Annotated in this window: 15 protein-coding genes; 7 read left to right on the plus strand and 8 right to left on the minus strand. The window is 70.5% G+C overall.

The window, feature by feature from the left end:
* Positions 1-51: 51 nt before the first annotated feature.
* Positions 52-2631, plus strand: a complete 2580-nt coding sequence (gene pepN, locus ACFY5B_RS04065) for an aminopeptidase N (protein ID WP_389964150.1) — start codon at positions 52-54, stop codon at positions 2629-2631.
* A 196-nt stretch (positions 2632-2827) separates the two neighbouring features.
* Positions 2828-3868 (plus strand): hypothetical protein, encoded by a 1041-nt coding sequence (locus ACFY5B_RS04070; protein WP_389964153.1) that lies wholly within the window; start codon positions 2828-2830, stop codon positions 3866-3868.
* 199 nt (positions 3869-4067) lie between these two features.
* On the opposite strand, the gene ACFY5B_RS04075 is transcribed toward ACFY5B_RS04070, so the two are convergent.
* The 3 genes from ACFY5B_RS04075 to ACFY5B_RS04085 all read right to left on the minus strand — a co-directional run bounded on the left by ACFY5B_RS04075 (position 4068) and on the right by ACFY5B_RS04085 (position 7281).
* Positions 4068-4487, minus strand: a complete 420-nt coding sequence (locus tag ACFY5B_RS04075; RefSeq protein WP_389964156.1) for a hypothetical protein — start codon at positions 4485-4487, stop codon at positions 4068-4070.
* A 346-nt stretch (positions 4488-4833) separates the two neighbouring features.
* A complete protein-coding gene (locus ACFY5B_RS04080; RefSeq protein ID WP_389964159.1) occupies positions 4834-6591 on the minus strand; it encodes a TIGR03767 family metallophosphoesterase in 1758 nt (585 codons plus the stop codon).
* 231 nt (positions 6592-6822) lie between these two features.
* On the minus strand, positions 6823-7281 hold the full coding sequence (locus ACFY5B_RS04085; RefSeq protein WP_389964162.1) for an NUDIX hydrolase: 459 nt from the start codon (positions 7279-7281) through the stop codon (positions 6823-6825).
* A gap of 225 nt (positions 7282-7506) precedes the next feature.
* On the opposite strand from ACFY5B_RS04085, the gene ACFY5B_RS04090 reads away from it, so the two are divergent.
* Entirely contained in the window at positions 7507-10812 is a 3306-nt protein-coding gene (locus tag ACFY5B_RS04090) for a S8 family serine peptidase (RefSeq protein WP_389964164.1), read from the plus strand.
* 107 nt (positions 10813-10919) lie between these two features.
* On the opposite strand, the gene ACFY5B_RS04095 is transcribed toward ACFY5B_RS04090, so the two are convergent.
* Complete coding sequence (locus tag ACFY5B_RS04095) at positions 10920-11426, minus strand: hypothetical protein (RefSeq protein WP_389964167.1); 507 nt, start codon at positions 11424-11426, stop codon at positions 10920-10922.
* Positions 11414-12118, minus strand: coding sequence for a hypothetical protein (locus ACFY5B_RS04100; RefSeq protein ID WP_389964170.1), 705 nt, complete (start codon positions 12116-12118; stop codon positions 11414-11416). The genes ACFY5B_RS04095 and ACFY5B_RS04100 overlap by 13 nt, the downstream gene beginning before the upstream one ends.
* Before the next feature lie 238 nt (positions 12119-12356).
* Here ACFY5B_RS04100 and ACFY5B_RS04105 point away from each other — a divergent pair, with 238 nt between their 5' ends.
* The 3 genes from ACFY5B_RS04105 to ACFY5B_RS04115 all read left to right on the plus strand — a co-directional run bounded on the left by ACFY5B_RS04105 (position 12357) and on the right by ACFY5B_RS04115 (position 14182).
* Positions 12357-13337 carry a LuxR C-terminal-related transcriptional regulator gene (locus ACFY5B_RS04105; RefSeq protein ID WP_389964173.1) on the plus strand — a complete coding sequence of 327 codons (981 nt, stop codon included), beginning with the start codon at positions 12357-12359 and terminating at the stop codon, positions 13335-13337.
* A 113-nt stretch (positions 13338-13450) separates the two neighbouring features.
* Positions 13451-13843 (plus strand): hypothetical protein, encoded by a 393-nt coding sequence (locus tag ACFY5B_RS04110; RefSeq protein WP_389964177.1) that lies wholly within the window; start codon positions 13451-13453, stop codon positions 13841-13843.
* Positions 13844-13921: 78 nt separating this feature from the next.
* Positions 13922-14182 (plus strand): hypothetical protein, encoded by a 261-nt coding sequence (locus tag ACFY5B_RS04115; protein WP_389964180.1) that lies wholly within the window; start codon positions 13922-13924, stop codon positions 14180-14182.
* A gap of 117 nt (positions 14183-14299) precedes the next feature.
* On the opposite strand, the gene ACFY5B_RS04120 is transcribed toward ACFY5B_RS04115, so the two are convergent.
* Both ACFY5B_RS04120 and ACFY5B_RS04125 read right to left on the minus strand, forming a co-directional pair.
* A complete protein-coding gene (locus ACFY5B_RS04120) occupies positions 14300-15061 on the minus strand; it encodes a hypothetical protein (RefSeq protein WP_389964183.1) in 762 nt (253 codons plus the stop codon).
* Position 15062: 1 nt separating this feature from the next.
* On the minus strand, positions 15063-15635 hold the full coding sequence (locus ACFY5B_RS04125) for an RNA polymerase sigma factor (RefSeq protein WP_389965134.1): 573 nt from the start codon (positions 15633-15635) through the stop codon (positions 15063-15065).
* A gap of 463 nt (positions 15636-16098) precedes the next feature.
* Here ACFY5B_RS04125 and ACFY5B_RS04130 point away from each other — a divergent pair, with 463 nt between their 5' ends.
* The gene (locus ACFY5B_RS04130; RefSeq protein WP_389964186.1) at positions 16099-17115 is read left to right on the plus strand and encodes an aspartate-semialdehyde dehydrogenase; all 1017 of its coding nucleotides are present in this window, start codon (positions 16099-16101) and stop codon (positions 17113-17115) included.
* Here the strand turns inward: ACFY5B_RS04130 and ACFY5B_RS04135 are convergent.
* Positions 17112-17615 (minus strand): DUF1203 domain-containing protein, encoded by a 504-nt coding sequence (locus tag ACFY5B_RS04135; RefSeq protein WP_389964189.1) that lies wholly within the window; start codon positions 17613-17615, stop codon positions 17112-17114. The genes ACFY5B_RS04130 and ACFY5B_RS04135 overlap by 4 nt on opposite strands.
* Between the last annotated feature and the right edge of the window lie 101 nt (positions 17616-17716).

Here is a 17716-nt window from a genome sequence, read left to right on the forward strand (position 1 = left end):
CAGGATCGGTCCTGTTCAGCCGTACCCCACGACATCCGAGGAGTGCCGCCCGTGCCCGGTGAGAATCTGTCCCGCGACGAGGCCCGGGAGCGGGCCGCCCTGCTGAGCGTCGACGGGTACGAGGTGTCCCTCGACCTGCGGTCCGCGGTCGGTGAGGACCAGGGGGACGGGCCCCGCACCTTCCGCTCCGTCACGACGGTCCGCTTCCGCTGCAACGAGCCCGGGGCGAGCACCTTCGCGGACCTGATCGCGCCGAGTGTGACGGCCGTATCACTCAACGGCCGTGATCTGGACCCGGGAGAGGTCTTCGACGGCTCCCGGATCGCCCTGGAGGACCTGGCCGCGGACAACGAGCTGGTGGTCGACGCCCAGTGCGCCTACTCGCGCACCGGTGAGGGCCTGCACCGCTTCGTCGACCCCGAGGACGGCGAGGTGTACCTGTACACGCAGTACGAGCCGGCCGACTCCCGCCGGGTCTTCGCGAACTTCGAGCAGCCCGACCTCAAGGCCCCGTACCGCTTCGAGGTGCGGGCCCCCGAGGGCTGGACGGTGTGGAGCAACGGGGCCGGTGAGCAGGCCGACGGCGTGTGGCGGTTCGCCGAGACCAAGCCGATCTCGACGTACATCACGTGCGTGGTGGCGGGCCCGTACCACTACGTGACGGACTCCTACTCGCGTACGTTCGAGGACGGCACGACGCTGGAGATCCCGCTCGGCGCCCTGTGCCGCAAGGGCCTCGCGCCCTACTTCGACTCCGACGACGTCTTCCTGGTCACCAAGCAGGGCCTGGACTTCTTCCACGACCACTTCGACTTCCCGTACCCGTTCGGGAAGTACGACCAGGCGTTCGTGCCCGAGTACAACCTCGGCGCGATGGAGAACCCGGGGCTGGTGACGTTCCGGGAGGAGTTCATCTTCCGCGGGAAGGTGACGCAGGCGTCCTACGAGGGCCGGGCCAACGTCATCCTGCACGAGATGGCCCACATGTGGTTCGGCGACCTGGTCACCATGGAGTGGTGGGACGACCTGTGGCTGAAGGAGTCCTTCGCGGACTTCATGGGCGAGTTCTCCCTGGTCGGCGCGACCCGATTCGTCAACGGCTGGATCACCTTCGCCAACCGCCGCAAGGCGTGGGCCTACCGCGCCGACCAGCTGCCCTCCACGCACCCGGTCACGGCGGACATCCGCGACCTGCAGGACGCCAAGCTCAACTTCGACGGCATCACGTACGCCAAGGGCGCGTCGGTGCTGAAGCAGCTCGTGGCGTACGTCGGCGAGGAGGCGTTCCTGGAGGGCGCCCGGCGCTACTTCAAGCGGCACGCCTACGGCAACACGCGCCTCGGTGACCTGCTGTCGGTGCTGGAGGAGACCAGCGGCCGGGACATGAGCGCCTGGTCGCGGTCCTGGCTGCAGACGGCCGGGGTGAACTCGCTGACCCCGCAGGTACTGCTGGGCGCGGACGGCCGCGTCGAGGAACTGGCGGTGGTCCAGGAGGCGGCCGAGTCGCACCCGGAGCTGCGACCGCACCGGGTGGCCGTGGGCCTGTACCGGGTGACCGACGGCGGCACGCTGGAGCGCTACGCGCGCGTCGAGACGGACGTCGACGGCGCGCGGACGATCGTGGCGGAACTCGCCGGGGCCGAGGCGCCCGATCTGGTCCTGGTCAACGACGACGACCTGACCTACTGCAAGATCCGCTTCGACGAAACCTCGCTGGCGACCCTGCGCGAGCACCTCGGCGCGGTCACCGACCCGCTCGCGCGCGCCCTGTGCTGGTCGGCGCTGTGGAACATGACGCGTGACGCCCTGCTCCCCGCGCGGGACTTCGTGGACCTGGTGCTGCGCTTCGGCGGGCGCGAGTCCGAGATCGGCGTCGTGCAGATGCTGCACGCGTGGGCGGAGTCGGCGGTCACGCACTACACGGCGCCCGCCCGGCGCGAGACGGCCGCCGCGCTGCTCGCCGAGGGCGCCCGGCGCGAGCTGTACGCGGCCGGGCCGGGCAGCGAGCACCAGCTGGCCTGGGCGCGCTTCTTCGCCCGGACGGCCACCACAGAGGCCGACTTCGAGCTGCTGCGGGACCTGCTCGCGGGCACGGCGACGGTCGAGGGCCTCGACCTGGACCAGGAGCTGCGCTGGGTGTTCCTGGAGCCGCTGGCCGCGCACGGGGTGGTGGACGAGAAGGCGCTGGCCGAGGAGCTGGCCAGGGACGACACGGCCTCCGGCAAGCGCCACCAGGTGCGCTGCCTGGCCGCCCGCCCGTCCGAGGCGGTCAAGGCGCAGGCCTGGGCGCAGGTCGTGGAGTCGGACGCGCTGTCCAACGCCATGGTCGAGGCGACCATCGCGGGCTTCTCCCAGGGCTCGCAGCGGGAGCTGATCGCGCCGTACGCCGGGAAGTACTTCGCGGCGATCGAGCGGGTGTGGGCCGAGCGGTCGATCCAGATCGGCATGCACGTGGTGCAGGGACTGTTCCCGTCGCTCCAGCAGTCCCAGGAGACGCTTCACGCCACGGACGCGTGGCTGGACGCCCACAAGGAGGCGGCCCCGGCACTGCGTCGGCTGGTACTGGAATCCCGTGACGATCTGGCACGCGCGTTGCGTGGACAGGCGTGCGACGAGGCCGCTGACCAGTAGCTTTGGCCTGAGATCGGGGCGTTCCGCCTTCGTTACGAGACGAGTGCCCTCTGAGCCGTAACCCCTGGCCCGCACCCGAACGGACCAGGGGCTTTCGGCATCCGAACACTCGTCCTTTAGTGCCGGGTTGTCCGTATTTGTCGACGGACCTGTAACAGCGGTTCAAGGAGGGTCGGAACGCGGGAAATTGCGGGTCATGACCCACAACGCCCCGCTCTCCCCCCGCCCCCTGCACGACCTGTCGGGCGGTGGCCGCCCCCGCGTGCTGACGACGGCCCAGCTCCGCGCGCACGGTGTCTCCACGGCCGAGACGAACGAGCAGTGCCGTGCGGGCGGCCCCTGGCAGCAGCTCCTGCCGGGCGTCGTCCTGCTCCACCCGGGCCCGCCGACCAGCGAGGAGCGGCTGCACGCGGTGCTCATGTACGCGGCGCGGGAGCGCGGCACGGGGGTGCCCGCCCAGCCCGGTGCGAGCCGGCCGCACGCCCCCGCCTACCCCGAGGTCATGATCACCGGCCTGGCGGCGCTGACGCTGCACGGCTTCTCCTCCACTCCCCCGCTGCCGTCCCTGGACGCGATCGACGTCCTGGTCCCGCGGCTGCGACGGCTGCGCTCCACGGGCTGCGCGCGCATCGTCCGCACGCCCGTCATGCCCGACCCCGAACAGGTCACGGGGGTGCCGGTGGCACCGGTGGCCCGCGCGCTGGCCGACGCGGTGGCCGGACTCGCCGACGCCGTCGCCGTGCGCCGGCTGCTCACGGAGGCGGTCCGCGGCGCCCACTGCGACCCGACGGCGGTGGTCCGCGAGCTGAACCAGGCCCGGCTGCTGAGCCGTCCGCACGTCGTGGACGCGGTGGAGTCCCTGCTCGCCGAGGGCCGTGCCCGCGCGGAGGACCGCCTGTACCGCATGATCGCCGAGTACGGCCTGCCCGACCCGGTCTGGAACGTCGACCTGCGCCTGCCCGGCGGCCCCTATCTCGGCGGCCTCGACGCGTACTGGCCCGACCAGGCGGTGGCGGTGGAACTCGACACCCGGGCGCCCCGGCAGGACGACGACGCCGTGTGGTCGGAGTACGCCCGCAAGCGCGAGCACTTGGAGCGACTGGGGATCACGGTCGTCCACATCACGCCGAGGAAGCTCCGCGACTCCCCGGAGCAGCAGGCGACGGTGATCCGCACAGCCCTGATGGCCTCGGCCGACCGCGAACCGGCGGCGTTCGTGGTGGTGCTGCCCCGGTAGGGACGGGCGGGGGCGGGCCCGTTGGGGGGGGAGCCGCCGGCACGTCGATGTACTCGGACACGCAGGGGGCGGGTCTGCCGACGACCTCGGAAGGGGCCGCGCAGGTGGCCGGGAAAGGTCGTCCCGGCCACCTGTGCCCGTGCCCGTGATCAGGCCACCGCCTTCACGTGCAGAGCGTCGCTGTACCCGATGACCTGCCCTAAGTAGCTCCGGGATCTGGTCCGACACGCTTGCGCAGGAACACGGAGGTGCCGGCCGAGACGAGGCCGACACCCGCCAACAGGCACACGACCAAGTTGATCGACCTCGAGACGTACTCCACGGTGGAGCCGTCGGAGTACAGGCAGGCACTGCGAAGGGGCCAGTACTGCTGCCTGATCGCTGCCAGTTCGGCTCCGGCGTCGTTCTCGCTCTTGCACAGTTCGGGAAAGGGTCCACCCAAGCTGACCGAGAACCAGCCGCAGCAGTACAGCGCCACCGAAAGGGAAAGGAGGATCAGGGCGATGAGCGCACAGAGTTCCGGCAGAGGCGGCGGATGGCTCAGCAGCATGAAGATCACTACGACGCCCACCGCCGCAGTGACCCCGCTCACGACGAGCAACGCGCCCATAAGGATCATGTGCGACTACCCCTTTCCGCCTTCTGCGCGGCGAGGAACTTCGCGCGGCGGGCCACCTGCTGATCGATGAGATTCTGCAGCGTCTCAGGGAAACCCGCGTAAAACCCGCTCATGACGGAGTCGCCGCGATGGACGGTACGTACTGCTACTTCAGCGGCGAGTGCCCCGAGACCGCGGGCACCGGCGACTCCGACGCTCCGTACTGCCTCCGCCGAGCAGCGGCCGGAGCGGCCCGGCACGTCCTCACCCGCGCCCCGCCGCCGACTCAGCCTCTACTACGCTCCGTCGTCCGGGCGTCTGTGGGGGCCCCGAGCGGGGAGAACACCGGTCCCGGGTGGCGAGGGCTTCAGCCCTTCTTGAGCACCAGTTCGGTGTTGCGGTCGTTCGGGTCGCCGCCCAGGGTCGTGCTCGCGCCTGGGGCGTTGAGGGACAGCTCGCGGTAGAGCGCGGCGAGGCCGGTCTGGGAGAGGTCGGAGAAGTCCGTGCTGTGCGGGGCCGAGGACTCGACGAGGGTGGTGAAGACAGAGATCGTGCCGTCCTTGTTGTCGGTCAGCTCGATGATCCGGGCGAGCTGTGGGAAGTCGACGTGGGAGGCCGTGGAGATCTCCCAGAAGGAGCCGCCGCTCGCCAGGGCGTGCGGGGTGATGACGTTCTTGTGGATGTGGCCGTTCACCCAGGCGAGCACCCTGCGGTGGCCGCCGAGCAGGGCGAGGACCTCCTGGCCGTCGTGGCGGCGCTCGTTCGGCCTCGCCGGGTCGCTGCGGAGGTTCGTCATCGTCTTGCTGGTGTGGTGGCTGAAGATCACCGCGTAGGAGTCCTTGTTGTCCCGCAGTGTCTTGTCCAGCCACTTCAGCTGGGCCGTGCCGATGGACCCCTCGTAGTGGCCGCCGGAGTCGGTGGTGTCCAGGCTGATACCGATCACGTCGTCGGAGATACGGAAGGCGTAGTACTGGGTGCCCGCGTCCAGGTTGGCGGAGGAGTAGCCGTGTCCGGCCGGGCCGAGGCCGCGATGGGCCGGGTCCAGGTGCGCCTCGACGTACTCGGCCGGTGTGAAGGGGGCGCGCCTCTCGTCGGGGGTGACCGAACGCATGGAGCGGGCGTGGGACTTCAGGAAGTCGTGGTACCGGACGCCCCGGGGGTCGCGGGCCTTCTTGATCTGCGCCTGCAACTGCTGCGCCTCGGCCGCGGACACGTTCATCAGCTTCTTGCCGCCGACGGCGAGTTCGGTGAGGTAGGAGTCGCCGTGCGAGGCGTAGCAGCCCATCGGCAGGGAGTCGTGGTTGCCCACGGTCGAGTACCAGGGCAGGTTGAGGCCGGGACTGCGCACCTCGCGGATCGCGGCCTTCAGGAAACCGTCGAGGTGAGGGAAGCCGGCCTGCTTGTCGCTGTCGCGGACGGCGGCGTCGGGCTGCCAGTACTGCTTGAGGCCGCTGTTCTGGACGCCCTCGTAGCGGCGCGGGTCACCGGTGTTGGGGGTGATGCGCCCGCCGCTCATGATCTTCATGAACCAGTCCAGCTCGGACTTGGCGTTGTTGTCCGTGTTGTCGCCGGTGGTCATGGCGAAGTGCAGCGGGGCGCCGGTGACGGGGGCGCCGCGCAGCGCGTTGATCCGCTCCACGAGCGCGATCGCGCCCTGCACGGTCAGCGCCTCGTGCGGCCGCCAGGCATGGATGTCGGCCGAGCGCAGGTACTCCAGGCGCAGCGGGTGCTGGGCGTCGATGATGTGCAGATCGGTGAGCTGCACGAACGCGGCGAGCGCGGTACGGCGCCCGGCACGGCCGGGCTTGGGCGCGGCCAGGTCGGAGCGGACGACCCGCTGCCAGCCGGGTCCGTCGCCCAGGCGCCGGTAGCCGGAGCCGCCGCGCGGGGCGGCGACGGACGCCACGGTGGTGCCCTTGGTGTAGGGGGCGAGTGGTGCGGCCGGCGCCCGGCGCGAGGACGCGGCCACGGCGGTGGTGCTCTCCTGGGCGGTGGCGGCCTGGCTGTCGCTGGGCCGCAGGGCGTAGCCGACGCCCGCGGAGAGGGCGACCGCGCCGGTGGCGGCGAGGACGGAACGACGGTGGATGCCCTGGCCGGAGCCGGCGACTGAGCGTGTGCGCGACATGCGCTTCTCTCCCCGAGTGCGAACGCGTCGGCAGTGGTCGCGGGGCCTTCACGACGTGAACACCCCGCTCGTACTGGATCGTTGGCAACGGGAATGACCTGCGCGTAAACGAGGCGGCAACGCGCAGCGCCGATCACCGAACGTGGATCTTGGACTACCCTGCGCGTCGCCGCCTGCTCCGGATACGTCCCGGAGCAGGTCACGCGGCGTTCACCTTCCGGGGTACTGCACCTAGTTCTGCCGGTCGGCCAGGCGTCCGGTGGCCGGGCGTTCGCGCCACATCCGCAGCGCGATGTCGACCATCGAGATCCGCACCAGCCCGGGGACCGCGTCCAGGTCGTGCCAGGCGGCGAGGTCGGTCGAGCCGTTCACCTCGTTGCGCAGTTCGCCGCCGGTGATCCGGCCCTCGTAGACGAGCCGGACGCCGTGATGGTCGACGGCGGGTCCGAAGCCGTTGCGGAAGACGCGGTGGGAGGAGTCCACGCCGAGCAGCCCGGTCACCTCGATGCGGTACCCCGTCTCCTCCTCCACCTCCCGCCGGACGGTGTCGTAAGGATCCTCACCGTGCTCCATGCCGCCGCCCGGCACGACCCACTCGAGCGTGCCGTCCCAGGCGGGCGAGCGGGCGAGCAGGATCTGTCCGTCCCGGACGCATATGGCGTAGGCCGCCACCCTCAACTTCTGTCGCACTCCGGGACGTTAACCGATTTCTTCGCCACCTTCGGGACTGATGTCCACAAATCGCATCGCGGGTTTTCCCCATACATCCATCTCGTTTCGGTCAACGCTCCCCAAAGGACTTCACCTTGGGTAAGGCTGTGCGATCGTCCGGGCTTCCCGTTCGGACCATCTGCGACCAGGACCGATCGGGCCCAGGTCGCTTCCCGCTCGTTCCTTTACCTACAAGGGATGCCGATGACCCCTCCCACCCCGCGCGATCAGATATCGGGCCCGAGACGTGTGGCACGCATCGCCGTGGCCGCCGGTCTCGTCGCCGCGCTCTCCGCGGCCGGGCCGATCCCCATGGCGTTCTCCGCCGACGGCCCGGGCGCTGACGCCCCGGCCGAGCCGAGCGTCAAGTCCGCGCACGCCAAGCTCGGTTCGGACGACGCGGACCTGCTCGCGGAGGCCAAGGCCGACGGCGACAAGACCGTCACGATGATGATCGCCACCGCGCCCGGGAAGACCGAGCAGATCGCCGGGCAGCTGGACGCGGTGGGCAGTTCGCTGATCGGCAAGACCGACGACCGGCTCGGTTACGTCCGCGTCACCGTCCCCATCAGCAAGGCCGACAAGACCATCGAGTCGGCGCAGAAGCTCTCCTCCGTGCAGGCGATCGACCTCAAGGAAGAGATCGAGCTGGACGACCCGGTACCGGCGGGAGCGAACTCCGGCGGGACCATGGCTGAGGGAGCGGGGTACGCGGCACCTGACAAGAACACGCCGGCCACCAACCCGTACAACCCGTCGTTCGAGACCGGTGCCGTCTCCTTCGTCCAGGACCACCCGAAGTACGACGGACGCGGGGTGACCATCGGCATCCTGGACTCCGGTGTTGACATCGCCCACCCCGCACTGCAGAAGACCACCACCGGCGACAGAAAGATCGTCGACTGGGTCACGGCCACCGACCCGGTCTCCGACCGGGACGGAACGTGGCTTCAGATGACCGGCTCGGTGACCGGTCCGGTGTTCACCGCCGCCGGCCGCACCTGGAAGGCGCCCGCGGGCTCCTTCCAGTTCCGGACCTTCGCGGAGTCGGCGGCCGCGGGCGGCGACGTGGCCGGTGACCTGAACCGGGACGGCGACAAGACGGACGTCTGGGGCGTGCTCTACGACCAGGCCGCGAGCACGGTCCGGGTTGACCTCGACAACGACGGTGACTTCACCGACGACGAGGCGATGAAGCCGTACAAGGACGGCTTCCAGATCGGCTACTTCGGCACGGATGACCCGAACACGGCGGTCGCCGAACGCATCCCCTTCGTGATCGAGATCCGCAAGGACGTCGCCTACAACCCGGCCGGCGACAAGGCGGACTACGTCAGCATCGGCGTCATCACCGGCCGGCACGGCACCCACGTCGCCGGTATCGCTGCCGCCCGCAGCCTGTTCGGCGGGAAGATGAACGGCGCCGCACCCGGCGCGAAGCTCGTCTCCTCCCGTGCCTGCAACTGGACCGGTGGCTGCACCAACATCGCCCTCACCGAAGGCATGATCGACCTCGTCACCAAGCGTGGCGTCGACATCGTCAACATGTCCATCGGCGGCCTGCCGCCACTGAACGACGGCAACAACGCCCGTGCCCGCCTCTACACGCGGCTCATCGACGAGTACGGCGTTCAGCTGGTGATCTCCGCCGGCAACTCCGGGCCGGGCACCAACACCATCGGCGACCCCGCCCTCGCCGACAAGGTCATCTCCGTCGGTGCCTCCGCCTCCAAGGAGACCTGGGCCGCCAACTACGGCTCGGTGGTGGAGAAGAAGTACGCGATGATGCCGTTCTCCTCGCGAGGCCCCCGCGAGGACGGCGGCTTCGCGCCGACCCTCACGGCGCCGGGTGCGGCCGTCAACACCATTCAGACGTGGGCGCCGGGCGCCCCGGTCGCTGAGGCCGGCTACTCCCTGCCGCCCGGCTACGGCATGCTCCAGGGCACCTCGATGTCCTCCCCGCAGGCCGCCGGCGCCAGCGCGCTGCTCCTGTCCGCCGCCAAGCAGCGGAAGATCGATCTGTCCCCGCTCGCCCTCCGCACCGCGCTGACCAGCACGGCCCGTCAGATCAAGGGTGAGCAGGCCCATGAGCAGGGTGCCGGTCTGATCCGCATCGTGCAGGCCTGGGACGCCATCAAAGACGGCGCCACCGCCCACAGCTACACGGTGAGGGCCCCGGTCGACACCGCGCTCGACCAGTCCCTGAAGGAGCCCGGCTTCGGCACCGGACTCTACGACCGTGAGGGCGGCCTCAAGGCCGGTCAGAAGAAGACGTACGAGGTGACCGTCACCCGTACCACCGGTCCCGACCGCCCGCTGCGGCACGAGCTGGAGTGGGAGAACAACGACGGCACCTTCCGGCTTCTCGGCGGCGACGACGTCGTGCTGCCGCTGAACAAGCCGGTCACCGTCAAGGTCCAGGCCCGGGCGAAGACCGCGGGCCTGCACAGCGCCATCCTGCAGGTGGATGACGAGCGTACCGAGGGCGTGGACCACCAGATGCTCGCCACCGTGGTCGCGGCACACCCCCTGGCGAAGCCTTCGCACTCCTTCAGCGCCGCCTCCTCGGTGCAGCGCAACAACAGCGTGTCCTACTTCATCACGGTCCCCCAGGGTGCGAAGACACTGGAGGTGGCGCTGAGCGGTCTGAAGGAGAAGAGCCAGACGCGCTTCATCTCCCTGCAGCCGGCGGGGCTGCCCGTCGAGGACTCGGCGACGATCTACTGCTACCCGCACTACTCGCTGCCTTCCGACCCCAACACCTGCCGTCCCGACCTGCGGACCTACACCGACCCGCTGCCCGGCGTCTGGGAGGTCGAGATCGAGTCGCGGCGTACCTCCCCCGACCTCGACAACCCCTTCAAGCTGGACGTGTCGGTGCTCGGTACCGCCTTCGATCCGGCGGTGACCAGGATTGCCGAAGTGAAGCCCGGCACGCCGGTCGCCGCCACGTGGACCGTGAGCAACGACTTCGCGGCTCTGGAGGGCAAGCTGGAGGGCGGCTCGCTGGGTTCCGCCGTGCTCGACACGCCGAGCATCGGTCACCAGCAGGTGCGGACGACGACCGTCGAGGTGCCCGCGGGCGCGGAGCGACTGGACGTCTCCATCGGCAAGGTCTCCGACCAGGGAGCAGACCTCGATCTGGCGGTGGTCAAGGACGGCGTGACGGTCGGTCAGTCCGCCGACGGCGACTCGGAGGAGTCCGTCCGTCTGGACAAGCCCGCCGCCGGTACGTACACGATCCGGGTGGAGGGCTACAGCGTGCCGTCCGGTTCGACGACGTACGCCTACCAGGACGTCTACTTCACCTCAGCCCTGGGCTCGGTGAACGTCGCCCCCGGCGGCAAGGTCTCGCTGCCCGCCGGCGCCTCCGCCAAGGTCACCGCCGACGTGCTGGTCAAGGCGGCCGGTCCGGCGGGCCGTCAGTTCTTCGGCGAGGTCAAGCTGGTCAACGCCCGCGGCAGCGCGGCGGGCCTGGGCACGGTCGTCATCGAGAAGGTGACCGGCTGACGCCTGTCCCCGCCACATGATGAGGGGCGGGTGCTCCCCTGCGGCACCCGCCCCTCACCTGCCCCGCCCTACTGCCGGCGCGGGGCCTCTTCTCGCCGGCGCCACGCTCACTGCCCGACGGACAGCGCCCAACGGACCCCGGAGCCGGCCGTCACCTGAAGCACCGCGTCTTCGCGCGCCTTCTTCAGGGCGATCTGGTTGTAGGTGCTGCTTACCTCACCGTCGACACACTCCAGGGGGAAGTCCAGCCCCACGGGCCGCAGTTCCACCTTCAGTGTGCCCTCGCCCTGGCAGTTCACGGCGATGGACACCGGGCCGCTCCGCACCCCGCCCTCCAACGGCACGGTCCGGTTGCCGCGTGCGTCCTTCACCGACGTGATCAGCTCACCGTCGACGACCTTGGGCGCTTCGGTCACGGTCTCGCCCTCGATGTGCTCGGCCCGGTCCGTGGGCTTGGAGGACTCCTCGGAGGGCGTGCTCTTGTGAGCCGTGGCCGCAGGCGCCGTCTCCTGCCCGGAGCCGTCCCGAGTACAGGCGCCGCTCACCGCCATCGCAAGGGCGACCACCGCGAGGACGGCGGCCCGGCGAGGAGTTCGCGAACTCAGCTCTCCCACAAGTACCAGCCCACCTTCATCGGCGAATAGCTGGTGATCGTCTTCTTCGGCGAGGTCCGGCAGTTGCTGTAGATGGTGTAGCTGACGCCGGTGTTCTTGAGCCGGTACACGCCGTACTTGGCGTTCGTCGTCCTCTTCGCCGGGGTGCTGACGCTGATCTTGTTGCCGAGCTTGGCGGTCAGCGAGGCCGACAGGTTGACGTCGTACTTCCCCTCGATCTTGGCGAGCATCGCCTTGACACTGACCGTGAGACCACCCGTGACACTGACGCCGACCGTGCCGGTCACCTCGGAGGTGAAGGTCGACTTGGCGGTGCGGGGGGTGCCGTTGTAGTTGGACTGAGTCGCCCCGACGCCCTTGTGGTACTGCTTGCCCTTGGTCTGCGGGGTGTAGACGTTCGTGGTGCCGCCGCAGTGCTCCGCGTCGGGCTTGTCGCCGGGAGGCTTGCCCGGCAGCGGTACCTCAGGTTCCGTCGCCGGCTCCTGATCCACCTGCCCCTCGGGCACATCGACGACTTCCTCCTCCGGCTCCGCCGGCGGCTCCGTACCGATGACGATCTCGTCGGTGGCCGGGTCCGTCCCGTCCGCGTGGGCGGTCGCCGGCCCGACGGCTGCCAGTGTGGTGGCGGCGGCGACCGTCACGGCGATCTGAGTGGCCTTGCGCCAGGCGGATCTGGACGAGCGCTGAGACATGCGTGTACTCCTCCGGGGTTGGGGGACTGTGAGAGCCGGAGACGAAGCGAAACCGTGTTCGCTTTCCGGTGCCTTTGACACTAGGCCCGCCGAGTGGGCTCCGGAGCCCCCGTCGCCTGGCACACGGGGGCCATGGCACAGGGATGCCAACGCCCCGCATCCCAGGGGTTCGTACGTCTGATCGGGTAGCGTCAGCCCACTGACCTGACCAGTCAACGACCTTGCCCAGAGGGGAACCGTGCTGGAGACCATCGGCATCGACACCGCCGCCCACGACGTCTACCGCGCCCTGCTGCTCCATCCGTCCTGGACGCTGAAGGACATCTCCCAGGACACCGGCCTCACCGACGACGAGGTCCGCTCGGCCCTCGATCGGCTCGCCCAGCTGTCCCTGCTGCATGAAGCCGCCGATCATCAGTTCGTTCCCGTCAGCCCCGATGTCGCCCTCTCCCCCCTGCTGCTGCGCAAGGAGGCCGAACTGGACGAGCGGCGTGCGCGGCTTTCCCAGGAACGAGCCGCACTGGCCGCTCTCACCTCCGAGTACGCCGCCTGCGCCACGGGCCGCACCGACAGTGGGGTGGAGCGACTCGAAGGAGTCGAGGCCGTGCGGGTGCGGCTGATGGAACTGGCACACCGGGCCCACTCCGAGGTACTCACCTTCGTGCCCGGCGGGGCGCTCAGCGCCGCGGCTCTCCAGGCCGGCAGGCCGCTCGACGAGCAGCACCTCGCTCGCGGGGTCCGGATGCGGACCGTCTATCTGGACAGCGTCCGCAACGACTCGGCGACCGTCGAGTACGCCACGTGGCTCACCTCCGTCGGCGGTGAGACCCGCACCGCGCCGACGCTGCCCATGCGCATGATCCTCTGCGACCGCGAGGCGGCCGTGATCCCCATAGACGCCGACGACAGCAAGAAGGGCGCCCTGCTGATCCGCTACCCCAGCATGGTGCGCGCGTTGGAGGAACTGTTCGATCTGGTCTGGGAGAGCGCGCGGCCGCTCGGCACCACGCCACAGGACGTTTCCGAGAGCGCCCCCACCGACCGGGAGGCGGCCCTGCTCCGGATGCTCGCGGCAGGGCTGACCGATGAGGGAATCGCCCGCAAGATGGGGGTCTCGCTGCGCACGGTCCGCCGCAACACCGCGGACCTGCAGAGGCGTCTTGGGGTGCAGAGCCGGTTTCAGGCAGGCGCCGAGGCCGTCCGGCGCGGCTGGATGTGACCTGCCGGGGCCGGCCTCATGACGTCGCCCGCATTGGCCGCTCTCTGCCATGACCGGGGGCTGACAGATTCCGGATGGCCGCCCGGCTGTGTCTCGTTCCTAAGGTCGGACGGGTGTACGCAGTCAAGGTCCTTCTCCGGCCCTCGCCCTGGCCCGCCGCCCCCGAGATTCCCGGCCTGCCCGTGGTGATGCCCGGTGACCGCGAGCTCAGCGAACTGGCCGAACAGCGCCGCACCGACCCGCAACCGGGCATCGTCCATGTGGCGCTGGCCCATTGGGGGGGACGCCTGGTCGGCATGACCTTCGTCGAGGCCACGGATCTCGACGAGGCCCTGTTCCTGGCCCGGCACGCCTGGGACCGGTGGCTGAGCCGGCCCGGGGCGTTGCCCGGCTGGGTAATGGAGGGCTGTGAGGCTGATCGCTACCTCAACGCGCGCCGCCGGGAACCTCCTCCGCCACGTGGCATGACGGTGCCAAGTCCCCCTGAGGCCAGCGAGACCTGCTGACACCGGCAGCCGCACTCTGCATGATCGTGCTCAGACAAACGCGCTGCGCCACACGAAGCAAGGAAGACAGAGGCACAGATGAGACACATCACCGGGCGAGCCGTCCGACTGGCTGTGGGCACCACGGCGGCCATCGCCGCTGTGGGACTGCCCCTTGTATCCGGAAGCGTTTACGCAGCCGCTTCCGAGCCGGCCACGGGAGCATCCGTCGTCCAGGCCGGGGAGGCGGTGGGCGCCGATGCCGAGGGAACCGAGGAGCCGGTCGAGCTCACGTTGCCGAAGCCGAAGGATCCCGGCGACGGCAAGGGCAGCTGGGTGTGGGACAAGGAGAAGCCGTAAGGCTCTGCTTCCCGGTCGCGGGAGAGGGGGAAGGGGCGGGGCCTTGCCTCGGAGTTGCCGCGACGGGGAACAGGTGGGGGCGGGCGTCCGTACGGGCGCCCGCCCTTGCTGTGTCTTCTACCGGCACGGGAGGGTGCGTGAGGCGGGCAGCGCGTCGGTGATCCACGCCCGTTCACGGGCGATCTCCTTCTCCCCCGTCGCCCACACGTCCGGGTGGGCCCGGTCGCCGGAGACACCGACGAGCATGTGGTCACCGGCTCGGAGCGAGGGCACGGCGCCGGTCTCCAGGGGGAAAGTGATCCGCTTCCCGCCCTTGTCGGGCTTGTAGTAGCGCGTCACGTCCAGGGTGATCCGGTCCTGGCCGGTACCGGGAACGGTCTCGACCTCGGCGACGGTGCCCTCGACGACGATCCGGGCGCAGGCGAGATACCCGGCGTCGCTGAGCTTGGCGTCCCCTTCGGCATGCGGCCGCCCGGCGGAACTGTCGGCGGCGGACGACCCGCCTTGATCACTCCCGGCGTTCATGTCGCCGCTCTGGACGACGAGCCAGCCCATGCCGATCACGAGACTGGCCCCGACGGCGGCGACGAGGCCCTTCACGGCCACTGCCAGAGGGTCGGGCCTCTTACGGCGGGCCGCCAGCGGCATCACGGAGGCGCCGCCGCCGGACTCGGATCCGGGTACCTCCGGGGGCTCCGCGAGGGCGTGCCCGATGAGACCCAGCTGCTCGCGCAGCAATCCCACGTCGGCGGTCGCGGCCCGGTACTCGGCCATGAAGGTCTCGCTCGCACGGGCCTCGCGCGGTGGCGCCTCGCCGGTGATCGCCGCCATCAGCGCATCGGCCCCGTCGCGCCCGGCCTGGTCCTGTTGGGCGGTCACGTCACACCACCTCGTCCTCGTGCAGGCGGGCGCGCAGGGCCCGTACCGCTGTGTGCAGCCGGCTCTTGACCGTGCCCTCCGGGATGCCGAGCTGCTCGGCGATGGACCGGACCGGCAGGTCGGCGTAGAAGCGCAGGACGACGACCTGCCGCTGGGCGTCGGGCAGCTCGTCCAGGCCCTGGGCGACGGCGACGGACAGCACGCTGCTGTCCTCGCCGGAGGGATGCTCCGTCTGGCGCAGGGCGGCCAGCCGCTCCCCGAGCCGCTCCTGGCGGCGCTTGGCCCGGTGCCAGTCCATCGCGAGGTTGGAGGCGACGACCGCCGCCCACGCCGAGACGTCCCGCGGCGCCTCGCGGCCGCTCGCGGCCCGCTCCAGCAGCCGCAGGCGGACCTGCTGCACCCCGTCCGGCAGGTCCGCCTGCGGCACCCCGCCGAGTGCGAGCACCGCCCGCACCCTGCGCTCCTGTGCCGCGTCCAGCGGATCGGCCTCCCCCCGGCGATCGCCTTGTCTCAGCGGAACGTTGCCGGACCCGGCGTGCGCCTCCCGGGCGCGCCGGGCCCTCCCGCGCAACAGCACAAGCCACCCCCCTAGCCGTGTTTCTCCTACGACGCCGGGACGGCCCGGAACGTTCGGTGGTCTTTCCGCCGAGTTACAGCGAGCCCGGTCGCGGCCCGCCGAGCCCCGTCACGGTCCACCCGAGCCCCCTCACTGTCCGCCCGAGACCCGCCACGGCCCGCCCGAGACCCGTCACGGCCCGCCCGAGACCCGTCACGGCCCGCCGAGGCGTACATCACACTTCCGTGTGGCCGGGACCGGCATGGGCAGGCGAGCTTGCGGCGCACGACCCCTGCCGGACGAATTCCTCCAGCTCAGCGGGGTCGACACCGCAGGTCCGCAACCATGGAGCGGGACGAGCCGTCCCACTCTCCGGGCAGACCGGGGAAAGAAGTGGACAGGCGGGCCGTGGTCGGCCGCATGATGGAAAAGCCTCGGCCAAGCAACGAGTACGTGAAGAGACGCAGGAGAGGGAGTCACCGTGAGGGTCGGAATCGTCGGAGCCACCGGACAGGTGGGCACGGTCATGCGCAGGATCCTCGCGGAGCGGAACTTCCCGGTCACCGAGCTGCGCCTGTTCGCCTCGGCCCGTTCCGCGGGGTCGGAGCTGGACGGCGTGACGGTGGAGGACGCCTCCACCGCCGACTACACCGGCCTCGACATCGTGCTGTTCTCCGCGGGCGGCGCCACGTCCAAGGCGCTGGCCGAAAAGGTCGCCTCCCAGGGCGCCGTGGTGATCGACAACTCCTCCGCGTGGCGCAAGCACCCGGAGGTACCCCTGGTCGTCTCCGAGGTCAACCCGCACGCGATCGCGAACCGCCCCAAGGGCATCATCGCGAACCCGAACTGCACGACCATGGCCGCGATGCCGGTGCTGCGTCCGCTGCACGCCGAGGCGGGCCTCGAGGCCCTCGTCGTCGCCACGTACCAGGCCGTCTCCGGTTCGGGCCTCGCGGGCGTGGCCGAGCTGCACGGCCAGACGCAGAAGGTCGTCGCCGACGCCGAGAAGCTCACCCACGACGGTGAGGCGGTCGACTTCCCCGAGCCGGGCGTCTACAAGCGCCCCATCGCCTTCAACGTGCTGCCGCTCGCGGGCAACATCGTCGACGACGGGCTGAACGAGACCGACGAGGAGCAGAAGCTCCGCAACGAGTCCCGCAAGATCCTGGAGATCCCCGGGCTGAGGGTCTCCGGCACCTGTGTGCGCGTCCCGGTCTTCTCCGGCCACTCCCTCCAGATCAACGCCCGCTTCGCCCGCCCGATCTCCCCGGAGCGCGCGGCGGAGCTGCTGAAGGACGCCCCGGGCGTCGAGCTCTCCGACATCCCGACCCCCCTGCAGGCCGCCGGCAAGGACCCGTCCTACGTCGGCCGCATCCGCCGCGACGAGACGGTGGACAACGGCCTGGCCCTCTTCGTCTCCAACGACAACCTCCGCAAGGGCGCCGCGCTGAACGCGGTCCAGATCGCGGAGCTGGTGGCGGCGGAGCTGAAGGGCTAGTCCCCGCCCTCCTCGGACCCCCTGCGCACCTCGTAGAGGAAACAGCCGTACTCGACGGCCCGGACGTGGACCAGTGCCACGGCCGGGTCGTCGAACGTTTCCGTGAGGGCTCGCGGGAAGGCGGCGGTGCCTTCGACCAGCCGTCCGCCCAGGATGTGCCCCTCGGCCGAGTAGCGGCGGACCGTGCGGTGGCTGTCGGTGAAGGGGCGGGTGCCGGTGTCCGGCCCCACGCAGTCCTCGGTGTGGATGAAGACCGGGCCCTGTTCGTCGTAGGCACCCGGCGTGGCGCCCGTCTCCGCGGCCCAGCGGCGCAGCGGGGCGTAGGACACCAGGGCGATGCGTTCGCCCGGCTCGCTGCGGCGCAGGCAGCAGCGGAGCGGGGAGCCGCCCTCGGTGTCGGTGAACGGGGCCGTGGGGCGGCCCGAGTCGTCGGTCGTGCGCAGTTCCTCCAGGGCGCGCGGAGCGATGGGGCGTGCGGAGTACAGGGTCGTCGTCGTCATGCTCATCTGGCTCGCTCGCGCGGGGCCGGGGCACCGGAGGGATCCGGACGTCACGTTCCCGCGCTCGGCACGGCCGGCACGGCCAGCAGTGCCGGCGCGCC

Source organism: Streptomyces sp. NPDC013187, assembly GCF_042899705.1.
GTDB classification, from domain to species: domain Bacteria; phylum Actinomycetota; class Actinomycetes; order Streptomycetales; family Streptomycetaceae; genus Streptomyces; species Streptomyces hawaiiensis_A.

Coding starts and splice junctions, on each gene's coding strand:
- ACFY5B_RS04070 (WP_389964153.1), top strand. CDS start 2,828: ATGACCCACAACGCCCCGCTCTCCCCCCGCCCCCTGCACGACCTGTCG.
- ACFY5B_RS04080 (WP_389964159.1), bottom strand. CDS start 6,591: ATGTCGCGCACACGCTCAGTCGCCGGCTCCGGCCAGGGCATCCACCGT.
- ACFY5B_RS04100 (WP_389964170.1), bottom strand. CDS start 12,118: ATGTCTCAGCGCTCGTCCAGATCCGCCTGGCGCAAGGCCACTCAGATC.
- ACFY5B_RS04135 (WP_389964189.1), bottom strand. CDS start 17,615: ATGACGACGACGACCCTGTACTCCGCACGCCCCATCGCTCCGCGCGCC.
- ACFY5B_RS04115 (WP_389964180.1), top strand. CDS start 13,922: ATGAGACACATCACCGGGCGAGCCGTCCGACTGGCTGTGGGCACCACG.
- ACFY5B_RS04075 (WP_389964156.1), bottom strand. CDS start 4,487: ATGATCCTTATGGGCGCGTTGCTCGTCGTGAGCGGGGTCACTGCGGCG.
- ACFY5B_RS04090 (WP_389964164.1), top strand. CDS start 7,507: ATGACCCCTCCCACCCCGCGCGATCAGATATCGGGCCCGAGACGTGTG.